This window comes from Thiosulfatimonas sediminis (assembly GCF_011398355.1).
In the GTDB taxonomy this organism is placed as follows: Bacteria; Pseudomonadota; Gammaproteobacteria; order Thiomicrospirales; family Thiomicrospiraceae; genus Thiomicrorhabdus; species Thiomicrorhabdus sediminis_A.
Genome location: NZ_AP021889.1, coordinates 492673 through 516740, shown reverse-complemented (window position 1 = coordinate 516740; position 24068 = coordinate 492673). Strand labels below are relative to the sequence as shown.

General features: G+C 43.8%; 16 protein-coding genes. 4 read left to right on the top strand and 12 right to left on the bottom strand.

The features are described from left to right. Positions 1–271 precede the first annotated feature (271 nt). The 4 genes from HRR27_RS02330 (at position 272) to HRR27_RS02315 (ending at position 5063) form a co-directional block, all read left to right on the top strand. Positions 272–979, top strand: a complete 708-nt coding sequence (locus tag HRR27_RS02330; RefSeq protein WP_173270341.1) for a Crp/Fnr family transcriptional regulator — start codon at positions 272–274, stop codon at positions 977–979. Between the two features lie 64 nt (positions 980–1043). Further along, positions 1044–2225, top strand: a complete 1182-nt coding sequence (locus HRR27_RS02325; RefSeq protein WP_173270338.1) for a FecR family protein — start codon at positions 1044–1046, stop codon at positions 2223–2225. Further along, the gene (locus HRR27_RS02320) at positions 2206–3999 is read left to right on the top strand and encodes a CHASE2 domain-containing protein (protein ID WP_173270333.1); all 1794 of its coding nucleotides are present in this window, start codon (positions 2206–2208) and stop codon (positions 3997–3999) included. Before HRR27_RS02325 ends, HRR27_RS02320 begins: the two co-directional genes overlap by 20 nt. After that, positions 3969–5063 (top strand): hypothetical protein, encoded by a 1095-nt coding sequence (locus HRR27_RS02315; protein WP_173270330.1) that lies wholly within the window; start codon positions 3969–3971, stop codon positions 5061–5063. Before HRR27_RS02320 ends, HRR27_RS02315 begins: the two co-directional genes overlap by 31 nt. A gap of 117 nt (positions 5064–5180) precedes the next feature. Here HRR27_RS02315 and HRR27_RS02310 read toward each other — a convergent pair whose 3' ends face one another. From HRR27_RS02310 to glgB, 12 genes are all read right to left on the bottom strand, one after another. Then, complete coding sequence (locus HRR27_RS02310) at positions 5181–6050, bottom strand: NAD-dependent epimerase/dehydratase family protein (protein WP_173270328.1); 870 nt, start codon at positions 6048–6050, stop codon at positions 5181–5183. After that, positions 6051–7091, bottom strand: a complete 1041-nt coding sequence (gene gmd / locus HRR27_RS02305) for a GDP-mannose 4,6-dehydratase (protein WP_197905424.1) — start codon at positions 7089–7091, stop codon at positions 6051–6053. 135 nt (positions 7092–7226) lie between these two features. Further along, on the bottom strand, positions 7227–11138 hold the full coding sequence (locus HRR27_RS02300) for a glycosyltransferase (RefSeq protein WP_173270320.1): 3912 nt from the start codon (positions 11136–11138) through the stop codon (positions 7227–7229). After that, on the bottom strand, positions 11131–11442 hold the full coding sequence (locus HRR27_RS02295; RefSeq protein WP_173270317.1) for a hypothetical protein: 312 nt from the start codon (positions 11440–11442) through the stop codon (positions 11131–11133). The genes HRR27_RS02300 and HRR27_RS02295 overlap by 8 nt, the downstream gene beginning before the upstream one ends. Positions 11443–11447: 5 nt before the next feature. Then, on the bottom strand, positions 11448–12386 hold the full coding sequence (locus tag HRR27_RS02290; RefSeq protein WP_173270314.1) for a class I SAM-dependent methyltransferase: 939 nt from the start codon (positions 12384–12386) through the stop codon (positions 11448–11450). Beyond that, positions 12376–13608: an ABC transporter ATP-binding protein gene (locus HRR27_RS02285; protein ID WP_173270310.1), complete on the bottom strand. Its 1233-nt coding sequence runs from the start codon at positions 13606–13608 to the stop codon at positions 12376–12378. Before HRR27_RS02285 ends, HRR27_RS02290 begins: the two co-directional genes overlap by 11 nt. After that, positions 13605–14390: an ABC transporter permease gene (locus HRR27_RS02280; RefSeq protein ID WP_173270306.1), complete on the bottom strand. Its 786-nt coding sequence runs from the start codon at positions 14388–14390 to the stop codon at positions 13605–13607. The genes HRR27_RS02285 and HRR27_RS02280 overlap by 4 nt, the downstream gene beginning before the upstream one ends. Continuing rightward, positions 14390–15550, bottom strand: a complete 1161-nt coding sequence (locus HRR27_RS02275) for a glycosyltransferase (protein WP_173270304.1) — start codon at positions 15548–15550, stop codon at positions 14390–14392. The genes HRR27_RS02280 and HRR27_RS02275 overlap by 1 nt, the downstream gene beginning before the upstream one ends. A gap of 19 nt (positions 15551–15569) precedes the next feature. Next, complete coding sequence (gene glmS, locus HRR27_RS02270; RefSeq protein ID WP_173270301.1) at positions 15570–17420, bottom strand: glutamine--fructose-6-phosphate transaminase (isomerizing); 1851 nt, start codon at positions 17418–17420, stop codon at positions 15570–15572. A gap of 150 nt (positions 17421–17570) precedes the next feature. Continuing rightward, the gene (locus HRR27_RS02265) at positions 17571–20081 is read right to left on the bottom strand and encodes a glycogen/starch/alpha-glucan phosphorylase (protein WP_173270297.1); all 2511 of its coding nucleotides are present in this window, start codon (positions 20079–20081) and stop codon (positions 17571–17573) included. Between the two features lie 15 nt (positions 20082–20096). After that, complete coding sequence (gene glgA / locus HRR27_RS02260) at positions 20097–21611, bottom strand: glycogen synthase GlgA (protein WP_173270294.1); 1515 nt, start codon at positions 21609–21611, stop codon at positions 20097–20099. Positions 21612–21813: 202 nt separating this feature from the next. Further along, on the bottom strand, positions 21814–24057 hold the full coding sequence (gene glgB / locus HRR27_RS02255; RefSeq protein ID WP_425086060.1) for a 1,4-alpha-glucan branching protein GlgB: 2244 nt from the start codon (positions 24055–24057) through the stop codon (positions 21814–21816). Positions 24058–24068: the final 11 nt, after the last annotated feature.

Sequence of the window (24068 nt, the reverse complement as noted above, 5' to 3'; positions counted from 1 at the left end):
TTTACTGGTTAAAATAACTTGATCAAGTTACTCGTAAGCACGAGTTAGTAAAAATTACACTCCGGATTATTGCATAAGTTTTTTTACTTGCGCAGTGATTTTTGTCACAAAACTGGCTTTTTTCTGCTTAAATGGTTTTTTTGTATGAAAAGTTGCGGCAGATTAAATATTGCTTACTCTGCAAAAATGATTAAGCGATAGTAAAACATACACAAATGTCTTGTCATTGAAAATTTTTAATTACATTTTACTTATTAAGTAGGTTTTTTAATTGGATATTCCTTACAGTCATTTAAAGAGAACAGCTCTTTTTAGCGCATTTAGCCAACATGATTTACACGCACTTGCACCACAAATTAAAGTATTTGAATTTGCTAAAGGGTTAACCATCGTCAAGCAAAATAGCTTAACGCAAGGCATTTTTATTATTTACAAGGGGCGATTAAAAATTCATAGCCTTGATTATGAACACAAGGAAACAGCGTTTATTTTTTTAAACCCTGGTGATTTTTTTGGCGAGCTTTCGGTTATTGACGGCATTCCATCGTCAGTCAATGTTGAAACCGTTGAACCGAGTATTTTGTTAATGATTCCCACTGCCGTGGCTAAGCATCTGCTGACTACTCACACAGGCTTTAATCAGTCCGTATTACAGAAACTGGCTAATTCGTTACGTCAAAGTAACCAAAAAATCCAAATGCTGAGCGCCAAAAGTTTTGGCCGCGTCATCTATTTTTTAAGTACGCATGGCAATAGCAATTTACAGGGCGAAGTGCATGGTAAAATGCTTACCCATGACGAAATTGCTTGCATGGTTAATTTAAGCCGCGAAACGGTGTCGCGTTCGATTAGCCAATTACAAAAGCAAGGCTATTTAAGTTTCTATTATCAAGGGAATCAAAAAATGTTCTGTGTTAAACCCATGGCAATGGAAAACTTACACCTACCTACTCCCGTAAGAAATCCTCAATTTCAATAACCAAGTTTAAGAAACACAGTGTCAGCACCAATTGATTTCAAGGCGTTTTGGCAAAAGGAACAGGATGGCTAATTTCCGAATTTCACTGTTTTTGTTGTTATGGACAATTTCCTATTCCGTTTTGGCGGAAGCGGGCGTTGTGGCTTTTTCCGTTGGTGAAACTTCGGTTAAAAAAGGACAACTGATTGAAGTCGGGCAAACAATTACAACAGGCGGTAATGGCCACGTACACATCCGCTTTATCGATGGCGCAAAACTTAGCTTGCGCCCTAATACCGTGCTAACCGTCGAAACCTACCAATACGACCCTGATCATCCTAAAAATAACCGCGTTAAACTTTTTTTAGAAAAAGGCGTGGCGCGCAGTGTCACAGGCGAAGCTGGCAAACTCAATAATGAGGGTTTTCGGATGAACACCCCGATTTCGGCAATCGGTATTCGCGGTACCGATTACACGGTTATAACGACTGAAAAGATGACTCGTATTATGGTCAGTTCAGGTGGTGTGGGCATCTCGCCTTTTGATAAAGACTGCCAACCTGAAGACTTTGGTGTTTGTAACTCGCCGAATTTAGTGGAGTTATTTGAAGGTGATTCTCATTTATTGGAGATTAATCATCCGCGTGATCGCGCGCTCTTAATTAATTTAGACAGTGCGTTACAAAATCCAGACCTATATCAGCAAGATGATTACAGTAAAACTCTTTTTCTTGATGAAAACGCACGCTTACCTGATGACCTGTCAACCAACAATACTCCACAAATTGGCTGGGGGCATTGGAACCGTTATCAGCCGGTATTAGGTGAGTTGTTTATTCCAATGACACCTTACCTAAGTACGGATTGGCGAGTGGTTTCAATCAACCAGTTTTTTGGGCTTTTTTTGCCGGATAAAGACCCTGAATTACCCAAAACAGGTCAATTGGATTTTTCACTGGATCGCTACCAAGCGTTTGGCATTGTCGATAATCGCATTGAAACCGCGCAGATATCAAATCCAAACTTGACAATCAACTTCTCAGACCGCAGCTTTCAAGCTAGCTTTAACGTCACATCCGCAAGCATCAGTACAGTCTTAAGTGGTAAAGGGGTTATCGACAATATTGGCTTTTTACGTTTTAGTGATGCGTCTTCTCGCTTTTCGGGCGCACTCAATCAGGATTTAACCCAAGCGGGTTTGTTGTTTGAAAAAACGCTTAACGATAATCAAAGGGTTTTAGGCAGCAGTGCGTGGATTAAAAAATAACTTAGTACTGATTGGTTTGGCCATTTTGGCTTTTAGTATTCAACTGCCAACTTTACAGCAAAATTTATATGATTTTAAAGTGCCGCTACGGAGTAACGAAAGTCACTTTACGACCCCAATTGTGATTGTTGCGATTGATGAAACAAGCCTGCAAAACCAGGGACACTGGCCCTGGCCAAGAGAGCGCCTGACCGTATTACTGAAAACTCTTCTGGATGAATATCAAGCAACAGCGGTTGGCCTGCATTTGCTGCTGCCAGAAAACGGGCAAATGCAACAGGATAAGATACTTGCCGATCTTATCAATCGTAAACCGATTACCACGTCACTGGCTTTTAATCTAAACGACCGCTTATATTCGGGTTACTTAAACCAGGGCATTCCAGTGAGTGAGATGAGTCCACTTGGCTTTTCTCCGGCCCTTTTTCCTCAAGCAAAGGGCTGGGTAGGGGTTTTCCATGACTTAGCAACAACACCGAGATTATCTGGACATTTGAATGCCAACATAGACTCCGACGGCAAGATTCGGCGTATTCCATTGTTCATTGAAGCGCAAAATATGCTTTATCCACAGATGACTTTGGCCATGTTGTATGAATTATTAGATGCGAAACAAGACCCTACTGCTTGGACTGCGACCTTACCAAAACACTTGGCCGTAAAATCGACGTTAATCCCTTATGACTTTCCTAACGAGCTAATACCGGTTATCTCTGCACAGGCGATTTTTGCTAAAACCGCGCCGCCGAGCCTGTTAGAAAATTCATTAGTCTTAATTGGTGCAACCGCTGCTGGGGTTGGTGACGTGGTCGCAACACCAATGGCAAATCAATTACCTAGTGTGTATTTACAAGCTTATCTGTTAAACGCTGCTCTAGGTCAACGCTGGTTGATAACCCCCCCGCTAGAACGTGAGTTAACCGCTTTGGGGTTTGTCGTATGGACACTATTACTGATTCTTGTTGCTCAACACTTACGCACGTTCGTGCTGTTTGGATTGATGATTTTCACGCTGAGTGTTTTATGGATAAGCAACGTATGGCAGTTTGTTTCTTTGGGTGTGCATTGGGACTTTAGCCCGTGGTTTTGGTTGTTTAGCGGACATTTTATTTGGCTTGTTTATCAACGCTACCAATTTCATGCTCAACGCAGTAAAACGATTGAACAGATGTTTAAATCGTATGTTCCACCGACGGTGTTGCATAAACTGATTGCCGGTCAATTTGAACATTTAGAGCAAGGCGAACGTCGCAAAATTACGGTTATGTTTGTTGATTTGGTTGCGTTTACGCAACTGGCAGAGAACAGCGACCCACGTGAACTAACCCAGCTAACGCGCTCGATTTTTAATACGCTGACACCGGTTATTTTGTCTCACCAAGGCACCATTGATAAGTATATGGGCGACTCAATTATGGCTTTTTGGGGCGCTCCGCTTGCTGATGACAATCAAGCACATAATGCCGCTTTAAGCGCACTTGAGATGCGTCGATTAATGCACGAAAAGTTTCCAAACTTAGGGTTTGGAATCGGTATCCACACTGGCGAAGCGATTGTGGGGAATGTTGGGTCTGATTTTCGTCATGCCTACAGCGCATTGGGCGACACAGTTAATATTGCCGCGCGGATTGAGCGACAAACACGCCGTTACCCACACTCGATTCTCTTATCCAAACAAACCGCTCTGGAGTCAGGCCTGCTTACCGAATGGGTCGATGAGTGCCAGCTAAAAGGAAAACAACAATGCGTCAGTTTATATACGTTAGCATCCTAAGCGGGCTTCTCATTGGCATATCACTTACCCCTTTAAAAGCAGCGGGCCTGCAAGACATTAATCAATTAGAACAACGACTATTTAGCGAAAGCGAAAGTGCAGAACTTTATTTAGCGTTGGCACAAGCTTACGCGCAAAGCGGTGACATTAATTCTGCACAGGCCTATTTGCAGTTAATCGAAGAGACGTGGCCCCTTGATACCCTACCCAAAACTTTGCAAACTCAGCTGACTCTGCTCACTGAACAATTGAAACTTTATCACCCCTCCAAGCCTGAACAACATCACTATATGCTCGTTTTAGAGAGCGGTTATGAATCAAACGCAAACCGCGGAACGGATTTGGATTTTTTAACATTTTCTCTCGATAATGGCGAAGCGCTTTATTTAAGCTTGGACGAACAGTCTCAGAAACGCGAAAGTTTTTTCATTAGCGCAACAGCATTGCATCACTATTTACCTGAAAACCAAGATTGGATGATTTCAACTGCGGTTGAAACGACTCAATATCGCAACCCAGAGTTAGATAGTAGCCTGTTGATTCGTTCAAGTTTACGCTGGCAAACACAGAGCATAACCCTCTATCACTATGAAAACAGTCGCCGTTTAACGGGTATGTTATACAGCGGAAATTACCAACCTTTTAACTGGGCTTTCAGACGGCAAAATGATCGACAGGTTGGCAGTGTTGGAGTTTCTATGCCCTGGGGACAAAAAGACACCTCCCATTCAGTCGCCCTAAATTTGGGTATTGACGAACCACTCGAAAGAAGAGCTGGCGGGATTTCCGACAATATACGTTTTAAATATCAATTCAATCAGAACCGCTTGAACCTTAGCTATCAATTTGAATATGGCCGAGATCGCCAAGCCTACAATCCTTTTTTCTATGCTGATAAACACGATGAATATCACTGGCACAGCTTGGCTTTAGGTTACACACTCAGTCAGAGCCTAACGCATCGTTTAGGCTTAAAGCTGCAATATGACCGAAAAAAACATGACATTGCTTTGAATAGCTGGAACAACGCGATGTTGCAACTTAACTGGGCTAAGATGTTTTAAAAAGGCGAAACAGAAATCCGCTGAATACTGCGCCGCGACATTGTTCCCTTTTAAGGGGCTATCACTTCGCTGTCCTAACTCACTAAACCCTTCGGCAAACTAAACCGAAACTTTTATTCAGTGACTCTTTAGCATTGCTTCTAACGTCTGCTGTAAAGTTCGAGTAGGTCTTGCTTGTATCCATTGATGTAATTTTTGTGCATCCCCCCCTAAACGCGGCAACTCATTGGCGCGCACCAGTGCAGGATTAGTCTGGATCTGCGGATAATAATTTGTGAGAGTGTGTAACATTTCGATCACCTCTTGCAAGGCGACAAGCCGCTGACTGCACAAATTAACCTGTCCTAAAGCTTGCGGATTTTCAAGTAGCTGCTGGTACCAATCGCACACATCAGCAACATCGTTAAACTCTCGCCAGACTTGTAGGTTTCCCAAAGCGATAACTTGCGCTTTTTCTTTAAAGTGCGCAATCAATTTAGGAATTACAAAACTTTCTGCTTGGCCAATACCCGTGTAATTAAACGGCCTAGTAACCAAAATCGGTAGTTTATCTTGATATGTTTGCGCCAACTGCTCCATAGCTAACTTGGCATATCCATAGTGGTTTTGCGGACGTGGACAGAGTGATTCATTCAATAGTTCAACACCGTGATGAGTACCATAGACCGCAGCGGAACTGGCTAAGATTACTTTTTTTGGCGGCGACTCAAGTTGACATAGAGCATTAAGCAAGTTTTCACTGCCCAACACATTAACCCGATAAAAATCGAGCGTATTACTGTGCGCCACAAAACTGACGGCAGCAAGATGAATCACATAATCAATCTGCTGTGAACACGCCAGAGCTCGTAATTCAGTATCAAGCATCGAAAAATCAGTAATATCGGCTTGTAAGGATAAGACGATATAGCCATTTTGGGTTAGGTGGTCACTGAGATGCTTGCCGGTAAAGCCATTGCAGCCCGTGATGAGAACACACTTATTCATTTAAAATGAATGGCCCGTTTGATTACGTTCAAGATCAGCCTTAACCATCATGGCACACAGCTCTTCTAACGACGTTGTTGGATACCAGCCCAGCTCATCAATGGCTTTCTGTGGATTGCCAATCAGTAAGTCAACTTCTGCTGGACGATAGAACTGCGGATTCACTCGCACCAAAACCTGTTCGTTCGCAGTGTTAATGGCAATTTCCGCCTCTGCCTGCCCTTCGAAACGCAAAGTAATTCCCACCGCTTTAAACGCCATACGCACAAAATCACGAACAGTCTCTGTTCGATTGGTCGCCAATACATAAGTATCAGAATGTTCGGCTTGGAGCATTCGCCACATTCCTTCGACATACTCCTTGGCAAACCCCCAGTCACGTTTGGCATCCATGTTTCCCAACTCTAAACAATCTTGCTTACCTAAGTAAATCTTGGCAACTGAGTCGGTGATTTTACGGGTAACAAACTCTTTACCGCGTAAAGGAGATTCGTGGTTAAAGAGAATGCCACTACTCGCAAAAATGCCATAAGATTCGCGGTAGTTAACACACATCCAATGGGCATAGAGTTTGGCAACACCATACGGACTGCGCGGATAGAAAGGGGTTGTCTCTTGTTGAGGAATTTCTTGAACCAGCCCAAACATCTCTGAGGTGGAAGCTTGATAGAAACGAATCTTTGGATTGACAATACGAATGGCTTCTAGCAAATGCACGCAGCCCAATCCGGTAATCTGCGCGGTTGCCAATGGCTGCTCAAATGAGACACCAACAAAACTTTGCGCCGCCAAATTATAAATTTCATCTGGCTGAATCTCCGCTACCATACGAATCGCATTGGCTTGATCCGTTAAATCAAATTCCACTAACTTAAGATTCGAGTGCGATTGGATGCCTAAGTCTTCAATCCGCCAAAAATTAACCGAACTGGTGCGACGGTAAGTCCCAAAGACTTGGTATCCTTTTTCTAATAACAATTGCGCTAAATAGGCCCCGTCTTGACCGGTTATCCCAGTGATAATCGCTTTTTTTACCGTCATGACTTGATTCATCCATTATTTAAATGGCGGCTATTTTACCTGAATTAACGACGGTTTTTTAGCCCTTTAAATTGGCAAATAAATCATGAACTTTAGCAGCCAATTACAGATAAAAAAAGCACAACTGCAGACGATTTACACCACACTTTGTGGCATCAATGACTCATCTGGCATGGTTTCTTGTATGATTAAGTTCAATAACTGCTGCGCCGTATTTTTCCACAACCAAGGCGATTCATCGACAATCTGTCCGCCATGTTTCACGCGCTCTTTTGGCCAATCAGCAATATACGCTTTCAGTAATTCGTAAAGCTGGCTACTGGTTCGAAAATAGTCAGGATATTCACCCGCAACCTCACGGAAAACGTCAAGTTCACGAGCAATAATCGCTTGTTGATTAAACATCGCCTCAACCAGCGGTAAGCCAAACCCTTCGCCTTCGCTCGCAAAAATTAACGCCTGTGCTGTTTGATAAGCGATAACCAGTTCTTGGTCGGAAACATCTTGAAGCCAGAACAATTGTTGCTGATACTTCGGATGCTGTTCAATTTGATCAATAATTGGCTGCGAGCCTTTAAGCTCGCCAAGCGCTTTTGCCGATTTTGTTTTCTCTACAACAGTTGAATCGTGAGAAGCGGGCGATGGCTGACACCACCCTTTTTTGCCTATCACGACAAGTTGCACTTGCACCCCTTTTTGCCACAACCGAGTAAAAACATCCAAAACTTGACGATGTCCTTTTCTTGGCTCAATGGTTCCAACCATGATAAACGTTGGTACTTGGTCAAAACACACTAAACCATGCGCCGCCTGCCAAGCCTGAATGCGACTTTTTTCTAGCGGGGCTTGAGGAATAAAATCTGCACCGAGTTTAAGGGGATAGACTTTACTCATCGGCAATTGCGATTGCGTTTTTTTCAAGTAACTTTGCAACTGAACACAGATACTTTCAGATATTGTCAGGACAAAGTCTTGCTGCATGATAACCCTTAACCAATTTTTATAAATCGGTAAGACTTCTTCTGGAAAATAATCTGGAAACTGTAACGGAAGCATATCAAAAAGCGTAAAACCGACTTGCACGCCTTGGCATTTTAGATGATTAAAGAAGCCCTGTTCATAAGCTTGGAAAACCTGATTAGGTGCCCAATCCAAACCTAAAACGACATCACCAACTTGGGGTTGATAACTGACGTCACCATCCGCAAAAAAACTGGCATCAGATAAATCAACATCCAACCAACTCAAGGCACTTTTATTTGCGTAAACATACTGCCATAAGCTCTCAATTTTATGCAGATACACTAATTCAACTCGCCATGCATCAGACTGCGACAATAACGCCTTAAATAGCTGTCGAGCGTATCTCTCAATACCTGAGTTAAGGCCATTTTCGATGGTGGCGGTAACATCTAACAACAAACGGCGAGGCTGATAAGCTCTTGGTAAACTCGCATCTAGGGCATTACCAAAGCTGATTAATGCGTCATGATTTTCACGCGGTAGAGATTCTATTGCCTTTATAGCAACTTGCTCCAAACTGGGATAGCAAGACTCGATTGCTTGATAATAAGCGCGAGCACAGACATCTGGAGTATGAACGTTCAACCAATCAGAAATATTCTGTTGATAGACCGCTTTACAGGAAGGCGATTGAATATCTGAACGAATTTGCGCAATTTTTGCGACCAATTCAGCAATGCTAGGGGTATCGGATACAGACCAACAAATGTCTTTTGGCAACTCATCTTGCCAACCAATTGCATTGATAATAAGAGGAATTTTAGCGCTCAAGCAGTCCACTACAGAGGCGGAAGTTTCACCACGATTGTCATTCTTAAGCTGAATAGCTAAGTCGCAACGCTGCAAAAACGCATGATATATCTCTGCATCAACCGTATCCGTTAAGTAAACTCGATTTTGTAACGCATTGGCGACAATAAACGCTTCCAATTCAGCTTGATAAGCAGCATCAATTAAGCTGCCTACAATCACTAATTTTCCATGTTCCAATGGGTACAAAGCATCCCATTGAGCAAATGCTTCAATAATAGAATGCGTTGCTTTACTTGGCGCAACCAGTCCAAAACTGCACAACAGCGTATCTTGCGGATTTATTTGATTTAAGATAGCTGATCCATTTAACTCTACTGAAAAAGAGGTGGAATGCTCCGTGTCTAAATGTGTCGCTATTAACGGCGCACTGCTAACAAAAGGGATGCGCTGCCAATTGGTAACAATACCCGCGCCATAATATTGTTGTGCCAGTTTTTTAATTGCATCTGAATGCACTAAAAGACCTAATGCTGATTGCAAGATCGACAGGTTAACAGGCCAATTCTTTGATAGAGACAGAAAATCAGCATTTGGCTTTAAGGTGGACAATAATGCCGGAAAGCCGTGTGAATGCCAAAGTGCTTTGCGCCAAAATCCGTGTTGCTGGGCTTGCAGTTCTTGATGTGAAAAAACATTGCCAAAGTAAAAATCGTGCAACACGACCACACCAGGAAACTTTTTTAAAAATTCATAATTTTGCAGATGATGCAACGATGCGCCAATTTGATAAACAATTCGTTCAAATTGCCCTGCATTTACCTCAAACCACTGAGGACTTCGAACCGGAATACCGTGCACGCTCGCTTCACTGTGATTATGAATCAATGTAATCTGATAATGCACATTCAATGCTTTTAATAAACGAACTTGATAATCCGCGATACCACTTATTTCGGGGGGTAAAGGAGAGAAAATCGCCAACGTCGGTTTAGTCTCATTTAAAGGCTCGGATTGCAATTTTTGTATTTTCCGACTCTCAATCGCTGTATCACAAACATCAATAGCAACCTTCGCACTTTTCGCCCAAGTAAACTTTTTGGCTTGCTCTATTCCGTGATTCTCTAACTGTTTTCTAAACTCTGGCTCAGCTAAGACTTGAGTCATTTTTTCAACTAAAGGGTGTAAATTATATGGATCAAATAAGGCGGCTTCTAATCCAACAACCTCAGGGAGTGAGCTTTGATTGGAGGCCAATACTGCAGTCCCTGCCGCCATGGCTTCAAGAGGAGGCAAACCAAAACCTTCATGCCTTGAAGGAAAGACAAATAAAGTCGCTTGCCGATAAAGCGTAAGCAAGTCGTCATCACTAAGGTAACCCGTAAAAATCAGTTGCGTTTTATCAAGCTTATGATGAATGGCTATGGATTCTAGTCGCTTTTTTTCGGCGGGATGCAATTTACCGGCAAAAACCAGCTGGTGTGTTTGTTTTATGGTTTCTGCAAGCCGCGCATAAGCCGTAATTAAATAGTCTAAATTTTTACGTGAATCCGCACCACCGGTATAGAGCACAAACGGAGCATGAATCCCGAAACGATTAAGCACTTTTTCAGCCTGACAAACGTCTTGCTCTTGAGTAAGCCGCTTGGCAAAACCTTCATCCAAGCCAGCTGACAAATTGAGTACTTTAGCTTGCTCAACTTGGGGGAAATTATCTTGGAGCTCTCTTTTTGATGAATACGATATAGCCCCCCAAGCATCCATTTGCTTTAGCGCGTCAAGTTGAGAGTAGTAAAACTGTTTAAAGTCCGCTGAATTATCCAAATAGTCTTTCGGGTACAGGTAGGGAATTAAGTCATAGAATACACAAGCGACTGGGATGTCTTGAGCAACAAATTGATGGTGTTTTATGACGCAATCATCAGCAAACCCCTCAAATAAACTGGTAATAAAAACCACATCCGGTTTAATACTGGCAATAACCGCTTCTCTTATTTTCTGTGCGGGCTCACGATAATCTCTCTGCTCAGCATCATAGTAAGCACAAGACTGAGGAGGAAACCAGCGATGTATTTGTTGAGGTGACACATAGGCACTAAACAGCTTATCAAGCGGCTTAAGGCTCTCGGTAAACTGTCCATTCAACAATAAATGAAATTCATGCTCAGAATGACTTAGCATAGCTTTAACCAGTGAAAGGCTATAACGACCAATACCGCGAAAGCGGCTACCTGGGGCTTGCGCACCCTGCATATCTATTAATATTTTACTCACTGGAACCCCACTCGCGTTTCTGCTCAACAGAATGCAGCCATTTTTGCGCGCGTAAGGTCAGCAATTGCTCTTTACGCAATTGTTGCAAATACATTGGCTCTTGGTTTTGCGTTCCGACAATGTCTGTTTGAATCCAGTAGCGAACCAAATGCTTTTTTAAACCAGGCACCAATGATACTGCAGTAATCAACACTTTTCTTAGACTGCTGTAGCGCAGGATAAGATACTTCACTTTGATTAAAAAAGCGTAATACATCGCTTGCAAACTGAAGCGTTGTTTAAATCGTGTAAATAAGGGGAGCATAAATATTATCTTTTGTGTTTGAAAAAAAGATGAGGTGTGTTCTTTAGCTTTTGCCAGATTAACTGAATGATATTTAACTCTCTAGCTTGGATGTCTTGCTTTAAAAGGATTTGCTCGCTCTGTAAAGCAGCAATCTCTTGTCGCATCTCTCTTATCATCATCTGCTCCTGCTGTGCTTTCTCTTGCACTTGTTGATCAAATCTCATCGCTAAGTCATTTAAAGAGTGGCCTTGCACAGCTTGCATTTTTTCAAGTACTTCAACTTGCGTGAATACTTGACGTCCTTTGACACCAATGACCGCATAGTCAGGACTAACAAAGTGTAATACATCATTTAACGTAATCTGTTGGCTAGCATTGATTGGCCGGTAATTATCCAATCTTAAAATCGTAACAACAGCAAATCCAAATCGCTCAAATAAAAAACTCAATAGAGTAGGTGGAAGCGGTTTATAGTGCGTTGGGTCCAAGTGAAAACTGTTACTTGCGACCGAGATATTTTCAGGATTAGGAGTTTCAAAACAGAGTATTCCTTGCGGATTCAAGCGCTCTTTTGCCAGTTGAATCAAGCGTTGTAGCTCATCAAAAGTGAGATGTTCAACTACATGAAATGCCGTTATCACATCATACTTAGTCGCATCTCCTGATTCTAAGAAAGCAAAAATATCACTTTCTTGCACATCTAAACCCTGATCTCGACACGCCTGCAACATCTGCGCATCTTTATCAACGCCTAACGCTACGACGTCTTCATCACCTAAAAGTTCTAACCATTCACCTCGACCACAGCCTAAGTCGAGCACTTGCATTTGACGTTTCTCTTGATCTAAACAGAGGGTTTTCTGTTGTCTAATTAATGGTAAATAGGCACTTAAACGCTGTTTAATTGTCGCGCGACTACCACGAAAACGATCTTCAAAATGGCGGTAGAAATTATCTTGCATCCATCCCTCCACTCTTTTCAATAATACGTACAGGGAGATAACTACTGCCGACAAACTTAGGTAAATTCTGGTTATGAACTTCAAACAAACAAGCATAATCTAACCAGTCCAAATTACTGTTCAAGTGGTTCTCATCTTGATGCAATGCTAATGTTATTGAATAGCTCCCTTCACCAAAGTTCGCTGGAAAGTCAATATGATAAACCAACTCCTCACCGGGTTTCATATCGCGTACTTGCCCTAAATAAAACGTATTCGTACCAAAAATAGACTGTCCTAAACGATCCTTAATCAATACACCTAAAACCAAACCTTCGAGCTGAGCATGGGCGACTAGAGAAACTCTTAAACACAAAAGCTCGCCAACAATGGCATCTTTCACCGGTTGATTTTGCGGATTCAGTAATTGCACCGAAGTTATTTGTGCCAGCTGGCTTCCTGAACGAGTTTGGGCGCCTGACGTCCGTATATCTTGAGTCAAACTTGCGTGCGCTTCCTTTTGAGAAATCAGGGCATTGTAATAATCCATTACCACCTGGGGCGTATGATCCATAAGTACTCCACCTTGTTGCAAGAGTATCGCCCGATCACATAAAGTCAAAACAGCTTCTTTATCATGTGAAACGAATAATAAGGTTGTTCCCTGCTCTTTGAAAAAACGAATACGAGCAAAACTTTTATGTTGGAAATAGGTGTCGCCGACACTCAACGCTTCATCTACAATCAAAATATCCGGCCTAAATGCCGTAGCTACAGCAAAAGCAACGCGCATTTGCATTCCACTGGAGTAAACTCTTAGCGGCTGGTCAAAATAGATGCCGATTTCGGCAAATGCTTCAAGCTCCGGTAACACTGAAAGAATCTGCACGTGGTTATAGCCCATTAACGCTAAACCATGCATGGCATTTTGTCGCCCCGTAAAGTCTGGATTAAACCCCATACCCAATTCTAAAATGGCAGCCACTTTACCGTTAAGCAAGACTTTACCAGTGGTCGGTTTTAAAGTACCAACAATCATCTTTAGTAACGTACTTTTGCCTGCCCCATTTTGTCCAACAATGGCAATCGATTCACCAGGAAAAACATCAAAACTAATGGCTTTAAGAACATTAATTTCTTCGATTTTTTTTTGTTGCCAACCAAACCAAGATGCTATTCGAGCAAACTCGTTGGGGTATTTTCGATAAGACTTACTAACATTGCGAACACTTAACACACTCATAGCTGATCCAACATTTCAGCATTCGCACGCTTGAACAAAAAAAAGCCTAATCCGAGCAATCCAATCGACACTAAAAACAAACCGAATAATTCTGAAAATTGAATTTCGCGATTGTAGAGCAGCACATCTTGAAAGGCGGCAACGAGATGTGTCATGGGGTTTAAATCAAACCATTTTTGATATGCCTCTGGAATAATCGTAATCGTATAAACGATAGGAGTTAACCAGAACATAAAATTCAGAACAATCGGCACAATTTGTCCGATATCACGAATAAAAACATTCAGTACCCCCAAAATAATCCCGATTGAAGTGCCTAACAATAAAGTCAGACCAAACAACATGGGTAACCAAAGAATTTGCCATCCTGGAAAATGCCCTAAAAAAGCAAATACGACCAAAATAGCAACCAGCAATAACAAACTATTTAACAACACATTACCCATCATGATGATCGGCAAAACCATTTTTGGAAATGCGATTTTCTTTAATAGATTGGCATTATCGATAAATAGATTTAACGATCTGGAGAGGCTTTCCGAGAAGATAAACCAAGCCAATATCCCAGCGGTTAAGTAAATCGGATACGCATTAGGTATTGCGGTTTCGGGTAACTTTATTTGAATGAGTGCTGAAAGGATTAGGGCATAGACTAATACCATCGCTAAAGGATGAATAATTAGCCATAAAAAGCCAATCTTGCTACGTACAAATCTAGACTTAAGTTCGTTTTGAATCGAACTTAAAATAAAATAACGATAATGTAAAAGCGTTTTAAACATTATAAAGCGCCTTCATCATCGACCACTTTACGAATGGCGTTTTGAAATTTTTCGACTGAAAAGCGCTGGCTGTTTTCAATGCAGTGCTGCGGCACAATACCAACTTTTTTTTGGTATTCTTCAAAAACATAAATTGCATCTATTAAATCTTGCGGCGTATTTCTTGCGAAGTGCAAACCGGTAGGCTTTTCGGCCACGTCAAGACTTAAAATGGTTTCTTTTAAAGCACCTTTTTGATAGGCGATCACTGGCACTCCTAAAGACTGCGCTTCTAAAGGGGCTATTCCAAAGTCTTCAACCGCCATATGGATGGAAGCTTGTGCATAACTTAATACTGAAATCATTTCTGATTTTGAAAGATAACCTAAAAAGAAAACGTTTTCAGGGGACGTCTTTTGATAAGCCTGTTTTAATGGCCCATCCCCGACTATCACTAAGTTTTTTTGCGGCAAATCACGAAATGCCTCAATCACTTTATCGATATTTTTATAAGGCACAAGTCGACTAACAATCACATAGTATTGCTCAGGCAGCGCTTTTAGGCGTTCATTTTGCTTTGAATTCTGAAGAGCGATAACAGGAGGATAAATCACTGGGCACGATAAATGAGTTACTTTTTTAATCCGCTTAGCAATAAAATTCGACGAGGCGATGACTTGATCAGGGCGAAAAAAACTCACGGTATCCCAAATACGAAAATGATGAAGCCAACGCTTAATTAACCATCCTTTTAACCCTCTGCCAAAATCACCGCGATCAAAATGCTCATACTGCAAATCCCAAGCGTAGCGCATTGGCGAGTAAATATACGCAATATGAACTTGTTGTGGATGGGTTATGACGCCTTTTGCAACGGCGTGTGAACATGAAATAACCACATCGTAATCCGATAAATCGAACTGTTCGATCCAAAACGGCATCGTCGGTAAAAACCATCGGTATTTACTTGGAAAGAGTTTTAAAGGCCAACTTTTACTAGTGATAACTTTGGTGTTTTTTAACCAACCGCGATTGGACGCTTTTAAATTATCAACCAAAGTAACTATGTCTGCGCCGGGATATGTCTCCAACAAGACCTGTAAAACTTTTTCTGCACCACCATTCACTGTCAACCAATCACAGACAATCGCTACTTTTTTGGGGTGAACTCTTCCCGTCATTTTCAATCCACTCGTCAATTTATTCCACCGTCACCGACTTGGCGAGGTTTCGAGGTTGGTCGACATCGGTTCCCTTGATTAGGGCGACGTGGTAGCTGAGAAGTTGGAGCGGAATATTGAAGGTAATTGGCGCCGTGATTCGTCCAACATTCGTGGTGGCTTTAATCACATTCAGGTCTTCATCATCACCACGGACATCCGAATCTTCGTCTTCAAAAACGATCATCTGCCCTCCGCGCGCTTTGACTTCTTGAAGGTTTGATTTGAGTTTCTCCAACAGTTCGTCTTTTGGCGCAATCGCAATAACTGGAATGCTGTCATCTATCAACGCAAGCGGGCCATGTTTTAACTCGCCAGCGGGATAGGCTTCGGCATGGATATAGCTAATCTCTTTAAGCTTTAACGCCCCTTCCATGGCGATGGGATACATGGTGCCACGCCCTAGAAACAGCGCGCTATTTTTATCGGCAAACAGTTGCGCCACTTCCTTTATCAGCGGTTCATGTTGCAACGCATTTTGAATCAAGGTCGGCAGTTTTTTCAACCCTTTGATAATTGCCGTTTCACGAGCAGTCGGTAGCGTTTTTTGCACCTGCCCAATCGCTGTCAGCAATAAGGCTAACGAGACCAATTGCGTTGTAAAGGCCTTGGTCGAAGCAACACCGATCTCCGGCCCGGCATGCGTTAAGAACACCAAATTCGATTCACGCGTTAGGCTAGATTCCGGTGCATTACAAATCGTCATTGACGATAAATCCGGCTGGGTTTTCTTAGCTTCGCGCAATGCGGCTAAGGTGTCAGCCGTTTCACCGGATTGGCTTATTGTGAGTAGCAACGTATTGTGGCGAATCACTGGATTTCGGTAGCGATATTCACTGGCGACTTCAACCGCGCAAGGCATTTGAATAATGTCTTCAAACCAGTATTTTGCGACTAGGCCGGCGTGATAACTGGTGCCACAGGCAATAATTTGCACTTGTTCTATTTGCTTAAAAACCGCTTCGGCACCATGTCCAAAAGCAGAAACCAATACTGCACTGTCGGTCGTACGGCCTTGTAGGGTGTCGGTCACGGCTTGCGGCTGTTCAAAAATTTCTTTATGCATATAGTGGCGATGTTCACCCAACTCAACTGAGTGACTACTGAGATTGGACTGCACAATCGGCCTTTCAACGCGTTGACCAGCTTGATCAAAAATGTCCAGTTGTTCACGCTGAATCGCCGCGATATCGCCCTCTTCCAAAAAGATAAACTCTTGGGTAACGGGCAGTAAGGCTGACACATCGGAAGCAATAAAATATTCGCCTATGCCGACCCCAATCACCAATGGACTGCCGCAACGCGCGGCAATCAATAAATCTGGCTGGTCAGTTGCAATAACCCCTAACGCATAGGCGCCATGCAACGTTTGCAAAGTGGCTTGCACCGCGCTCAGTAAGTTGCCATTATGCAAATTCAACTGTTCATCGATGCTGTGCGCAATCACTTCGGTATCGGTCTGTGAGGTAAAACGGTAGCCGGCCTGCAACTGCATGGCTTTGAGTTGCGCATGGTTTTCGATAATGCCGTTATGCACGACAGCAACGCGATGATTACAGATATGCGGATGCGCGTTTTCTTCGGCTGGAACGCCGTGTGTAGCCCAACGCGTATGTGCGATGCCAATCGAACCGCTGAAGACCTCTTGTTGAGCAGCAATCTTATCTTGTAAGCGGGCAATTTTGCCGATTGAGCGCACCCGCTTTAACTGCTTGTCAGCAAGCAATGCAATCCCTGAGGAATCGTAGCCTCGGTATTCCAGACGCCGTAATCCTTCCAATAAAATCGGGGTTAAATTTCGCTCGGCAACACCGCCAACAATTCCGCACATAACGTTATCTTCTCTAGCAAATCTGAGTATGGGTATAAAAGTCGAGATATAGTACCAGTTGTGACGCCTTAGCCCAAGTAATCAAGCGCGGCTTATCACTAAAAACGCGTGTTTATAACGAGACACAGAATAGGCTCTAGGAAAATAATTTCAGCACTGAATTGTTATGCCATCCATTTCAATAGGTTGCAATTTCCAAATATCTTGGTTGTATTGCGCCATGGTGCGATCGGTGGAAAAAATTCCACTACGGGCGGTATTGATAATACTCTGGCGCAACCAATTATCACGATCTCGATAGGCCATTGCCGCTTTGGACTGAGCTTCGACGTAACTTTGGAAATCGGCCAAAATCATCCATGGATCGTCCGGCGATTTAATTGCGCGAATAATATTATCGAAAATCCCTGGTTCAAATTGATTAAAGTGGCCCGCTTCTAATAAACCCAGTACCGCCTGTAAGTCGTGGCTTTGGTCGATAAAATACTGTGGATTATAGTGGTGGCGCAACTCCTCGACTTCCGGCGTTTTGAGCCCAAACAAAAAGAAATTTCTCTCGCCGACTGCATCCAAAATTTCAACATTCGCCCCATCTAAAGTACCGATGGTTAAAGCGCCGTTCATCATAAATTTCATGTTACCCGTGCCAGACGCTTCCTTACCGGCGGTGGAAATTTGCTCGGAAAGATCGGTTCCAGGGCAGATAACCTCCATCGCTGAAACACGATAATTTGGGAAAAACACCACTTTTAACTTATCGCCAACTTGTGGGTCATTATTCACCATCTGAGCGATATTATTAATCAGCTTAATAATCTGCTTGGCCATCGCGTAACCCGGTGCGGCCTTACCACCAAACAACACCGCACGATTTGTCCAATTGTCGGTATCGCCGCGTTTGATACGCGAATACAGATGAATCACATGCAAGGCATTCAGTAATTGGCGTTTGTATTCATGAATGCGCTTAACTTGCACATCAAACATCGAATCCAGAGGAAAAGACACGCCAGTTTCTTGCAAAATCAACTTAGCGAGTCGCTGCTTATTAGCTCGTTTTACCTGATACCATTGCTCTCTAAATTCGGCTGTTTCCGCCAAAGACTCAATCTGCTGAAGGTCGGTTAATTGCGTTATCCACCCTTCACCTATGTGATCTTTAAGCAAGGTGCGCATAGCGGGATTACAACCGGCTAGCCAGCGGCGTTGCGTCACGCCATTGGTTTTATTATTGAACTTCTCTGGCCAGAGTTGGTAAAAATCATTAAACAAACCGTCTTGCAGCAATTGCGAATGCAGAGCGGCTACGCCGTTCACGGAGTGACTGCCGACGATCGCCAAATACGCCATACAAATATTATCGTTGTCATCCAAAATCGACATCCGTTGCTGGCGTTGCGTGTCCGCTGGCCAGCGCATTGCTACCTGCGCGAGAAAACGACGGTTTATCTCTAAAATTATTTCCAGCGGTCTTGGCAATAATTCTTGGAGGAGTTTACGCGGCCACCTCTCTAGGGCTTCCGGTAGCAAAGTGTGATTGGTGTACGCCATGGTTTGCGTGGTAATCGCCCAAGCCTGATCCCAATCCAGACGTTCTTTGTCAATCAACAAACGCATTAATTCCGCCACGGCTAAACTCGGATGCGTATCATTCAACTGAAAAGCGTTGTACTCGGCAAAATCACTAAAGCTACCATAGCGATCATTCCACTGCTGCACCACGTCCTGCAAAGACGCTGACACTAAAAAGTACTGCTGTTTCAGACGCAAAACTTTCCCGTTTTCACTGGTGTCATTCGGGTAAAGAACTTTGGTGATGTTTTCCGCTTGAGATTTGTCCGCCACCGCTTCGTGATAGGAACCAGCATTAAACTCAGAAAGATTAAACCCTTCTTTAGCCATCGCCGACCATAACCGCAAGGTGTTTACGGTGGCGTTTTTAAAACCAGGAATCGGCACATCATAAGGCACGGCCAAGACCACTTCAGCGTGCTCCCAATGGACAATTAAACGACCGCTAACAGGGTCAACATAATGCCGCGAGGTTCCACCAAACTTGATTAATTGCGTGTATTCATTACGCTGAATTTCCCACGGATAAGGGCCAAAACCAAGCCAATGGTCCGGCTCTTCAACTTGATAGCCATTCTGAATTTGTTGGCGGAACATTCCATATTCATAGCGCAAGCCATAGCCCATGACGGGCAAACGTAAGGTGGCACAACTGTCCATAAAACAGGCCGCCAACCGTCCCAAACCACCATTCCCTAAACCGGCATCGCGCTCGGTCTCTTCAAGTTGTTCCAAATCCAAACCCAAATCGTAGAGCGCCTGATGCGTCGCGTCTTCAATCCCTAAATTGAGCAGATTATTCGTCAATGAGCGGCCAATCAAAAACTCCATCGACAAATAATAAGCCTTTTTGAGTTTATGCTGATTGTACGCCGCCCAAGTACGCTTCCAATGCGTCATTAAGCGATCGCGGGTGCTGTAAGACAGGGCTTTAAACAGGTAGTAATCTTCTGAGTCTAACTGTCGGCCAAGGGTATGGCACAAATACTTTAAAAAATCCGCCTCAATCGAGGTTTTATCCATACCGATATTGTCGAGCATCTTGGCAATCGCAGCCGATTGCTTAGCGGTATCAAATGGCGCAGTCATAAAAACAATTATCCGTTATTTGGTGAGATACAGAGCTTGATAAGCCTGAGCGCTTTTTTTCCAATCAAACGCCTGTAACATACCGGTTTTTTGCATTTTCTGCCATTGGCGTTTTTTACCAAACAACGCCAAAGCGTGCATTATCGTCGCTGAAAGCGCTGCCGGCGACATCTCGTCAAACACAAAGCCGGTTGCTGTACCAGCCTGTAGATTCTCCTCGCTGGCATCAACCACCGTATCCGCCAAACCGCCGGTGTTATGGACGATGGGTGGTGTACCATAAGCCAAGCTGTACATCTGGTTTAATCCACAAGGCTCAAAGCGCGATGGCATCAAAAACATATCGGAGCCTGCTTCAACCAGATGCGCAAGTTCCTCAGAATAACCAATATGACACCAGACGCGCTGCGGAAAGCGTTTTGCCAATTGGCAAATTGCCGCCTCAATCTGCTTGTCTCCACTGCCAACCACGGCGATATTAGCATCGCTATTTTGCAAAATATCTGGCAATACCTGCATGACCAAATCAATTCCTTTTTGTGGCACCAAACGACCGACAAAACCAATTAGCGGTTTCTCTATCCATTGTTCAAAGCAATCTTCATTTGGCAGCGTTTTTTCGGAATGCATTCGACAGAAAGCTTTTAACAAGGCGACTTTGTTTTTGCGTTTCGCGGCTACCCGGCCCTTGTCCGCTGAATAGTTATACGGAATCAACGCATCGGTTTGCGGGTTCCAAACTTGGTCGTCAATGCCATTTAAAATTCCCACTAATCGACCTTGTGCAGCCCTTTGCTGCAGCAAACCCTCAAAACCGTAAGCAAACTCATAGTGACAAATCTGCGCGGCATAGGTTGGGCTGACGGTTGTCACCCAGTCGGCAAAGGCAACCCCCGCTTTGAGCAATGAAAAATGCCCCCAAAACTCAACACCGTGCATTGACCATAAATACGGTGGCAACCCCAAACCATGAAACAACGATTGCGGAAAATTCCCCGGATATGCCATATTATGAATGGTAAACACGGTCTTCGGACGCGGTGCCTCCAAACTTAATAACGCACTGACTAAACCAGTCTGCCAATCATTTAAGTGCACCACATCCGGCTGCCATTTTAAACCGACACGGTCCATCGCCAATTCGGTCACCACCTTAGAAAAGACCCCGAAACGTTCACCGTTATCCCACCAATCTGTACCGTCCGCGGCCAGATACGGATTCCCAGAACGACCAAACAGAGCCGGAATATCCACTAACCACACCGGCACATCCAGGCCATTAAACGCACCGGCGCTCAGTTGTAAAATACGTACATCATAAAATTGACTACAGCCGCCAACCCGCAAATCGGCCACCTTTCGAAACGACTTTTTCGGTAATTTCTGAAGCACATCATAATAGGCTGGCAAAACCAAGCGCACATGATTCTTCAGGGCTTTTAAAGCGTTCGGCAGACTACCGCTAACATCGGCCAGTCCGCCGGTTTTGATTAAAGGATGCGCTTCCGAAGTGGCGTATAAAATTTTCATAAAAACTCTTAACCGATAATTTTTTATTTAGTGAGGCACAGACATCAAGGTTATCTGGCCTCAGCGAGAACAGCAAGGCGTAAACACCGAGGAGATACAGAACAAATCCAAATGGCTTCAGCAATCCCGCGCTGAAGTAAATAAACTTGTTCTGTGTCGCCCTAAGCGGACTTTGACATAATCAAAGCGAGAATAAAAAACATTAACTGCGAACGTGTTCTAGCACCAGTACGCCAAGCGGCGGCAGTGTTAAATCAAGATGATGAGATTGATTCATCCACGCACCTGGCTGTGCATACAACTCGCCGCCATTGCCGACATTACTGCCGCCAAAACAATCCGCATCGGAGTTTAATAACTCGCGATAAATGCCATCCTGCGGCACACCAATGCGGTAATTTTCACGCACCACAGGGGTGAAGTTAAAAATACAAATCAGGCTCTGCTCATCACTGTGACGCATAAAACTTAAAATAGATTGTTGATAATCATGGCAATCCACCCATTCAAAACCGTGATGTTCAAAATCCCGTTGATGCAACGCACTTTGCTGCTGATACAGGTGATTTAACTCACGGCTAAACAGTTGCACGCCACGATTAAGCGGAACATCACACAACTCCCACGGCAGCGACTGCGATTCATTCCATTCTCCCCATTGAGCAAACTCGCAGCCCATAAACAGCAGTTTCTTTCCAGGATTCAACATTTGGTAAGCGAATAATAATCGCAAGTTCGCCGCTTTTTGCCAATCGTCACCAGGCATTTTGCCAATCAACGAATGTTTCATATGAACCACTTCATCGTGTGACAATGGCAATACAAAATTCTCCGAATAGGCGTACATTTGGCTAAAGGTCAATTCATTGTGATGATAAGCACGGAACACCGGCTCTTTTTCCATATAAGACAGCGTATCGTTCATCCATCCCATATTCCATTTCATCGAAAAACCCAAGCCGCCCATCCACGTCGGACGGGATACCATTGGCCAAGAAGTCGATTCTTCAGCCATCATCAACACGCCCGGCACCTGCGCATGGACTTCATAATTTAAGGTCTGTAAAAATTCAATCGCTTCCAGATTTTCTCTGCCGCCATGTTTATTCGGCAACCACTCGCCGGCATTGCGTGAGTAGTCCAAGTAGAGCATCGAGGCGACGGCATCGACTCGCAATCCATCAATATGCAGCGTTTTCAGCCAGTAAAGGGCATTCGCAATTAAAAAATTACGCACTTCATTGCGCCCAAAGTTAAAGATGTAAGTCCCCCAATCTTGGTGCTCGCCCAAGCGCGGGTCTTCATGCTCAAACAACGCCGACCCATCAAAACGCCCTAACGCAAAACTGTCTTTTGGAAAATGCGCTGGCACCCAGTCCAAAAACACGCCAATGCCGTTTTGATGGCAGTAATCAACAAAATATCGGAAATCATCCGGTGAACCAAAACGACTCGTTGGGGCATAGTAACCGGTCGTTTGATAGCCCCAAGATTGGTCCAGTGGATGCTCAGAAACCGGCAGCAATTCAATGTGTGTATAGCCCATCCACTGCACATAAGCGACCAAGCGATGCGCAATCTCGCGGTAATTTAAAAAACGCCCCGCATCATCACGCTGCCAAGAACCCAAATGCACTTCGTAGATATTAATCGGTGCAGCGTGCCAAGCTTGCTGAGCGCGTTGCTCTAACCATGCTTGGTCTTGCCACTCGTACTGCGACTGATACACCTTACACGCATTTTTCGGACGCATTTCCATCGCTTGTGCGTAAGGATCCGTTTTCACCACCACCTGACCACTTTCACGATGGCGAATCTCAAATTTATACAAGTCCAGCGACTGCAAACCAGGGATGAAAATCTCCCAAATCCCTGAGCTACCAAGCACGCGCATAGGATGCCGTAACCCGTGCCAAGCATTAAAGTCACCAACCACGGAAACGCGCTCTGCTGCCGGCGCCCAAACCGCAAAACAAACGCCAGCAACCCCATCTTGCGTTTGCGGATGCGCGCCCAATACATCGTAAATTTCCCAGTGACGCCCTTCAGAGAACAGATGCAAATCCAACTCACCAATCACTGGCAAAAAACTGTATGGCGAAACCGATTCATGCCAAATACCATTGCCTTCACACCAACTCACGGTGTAGTGCGCAGGTAACGTTTGATAAACTTGCGAACTTAATATCGTATAAAAAAGATCACTATTTGGAACACGTTGCAGTTCAATAAATTCGCCGTTTTGTAATTTAACTCGCGCTTTCTCAGCCGTTGGCAACCACTCACGCAGAACCCACTGGGTTTGCTCAGAGGACAATGGCGAAGGATGCACACCTAAAAATTCAAACGGGTCATGATGTTTTCCCGCTGCCAAACGAGCAATCGGATTTTCCATCGCGGCGAGTAGGTCGATTAAATCAGGTGCGCTATCCAAGCTGGGCGTCATAGGTAATATCC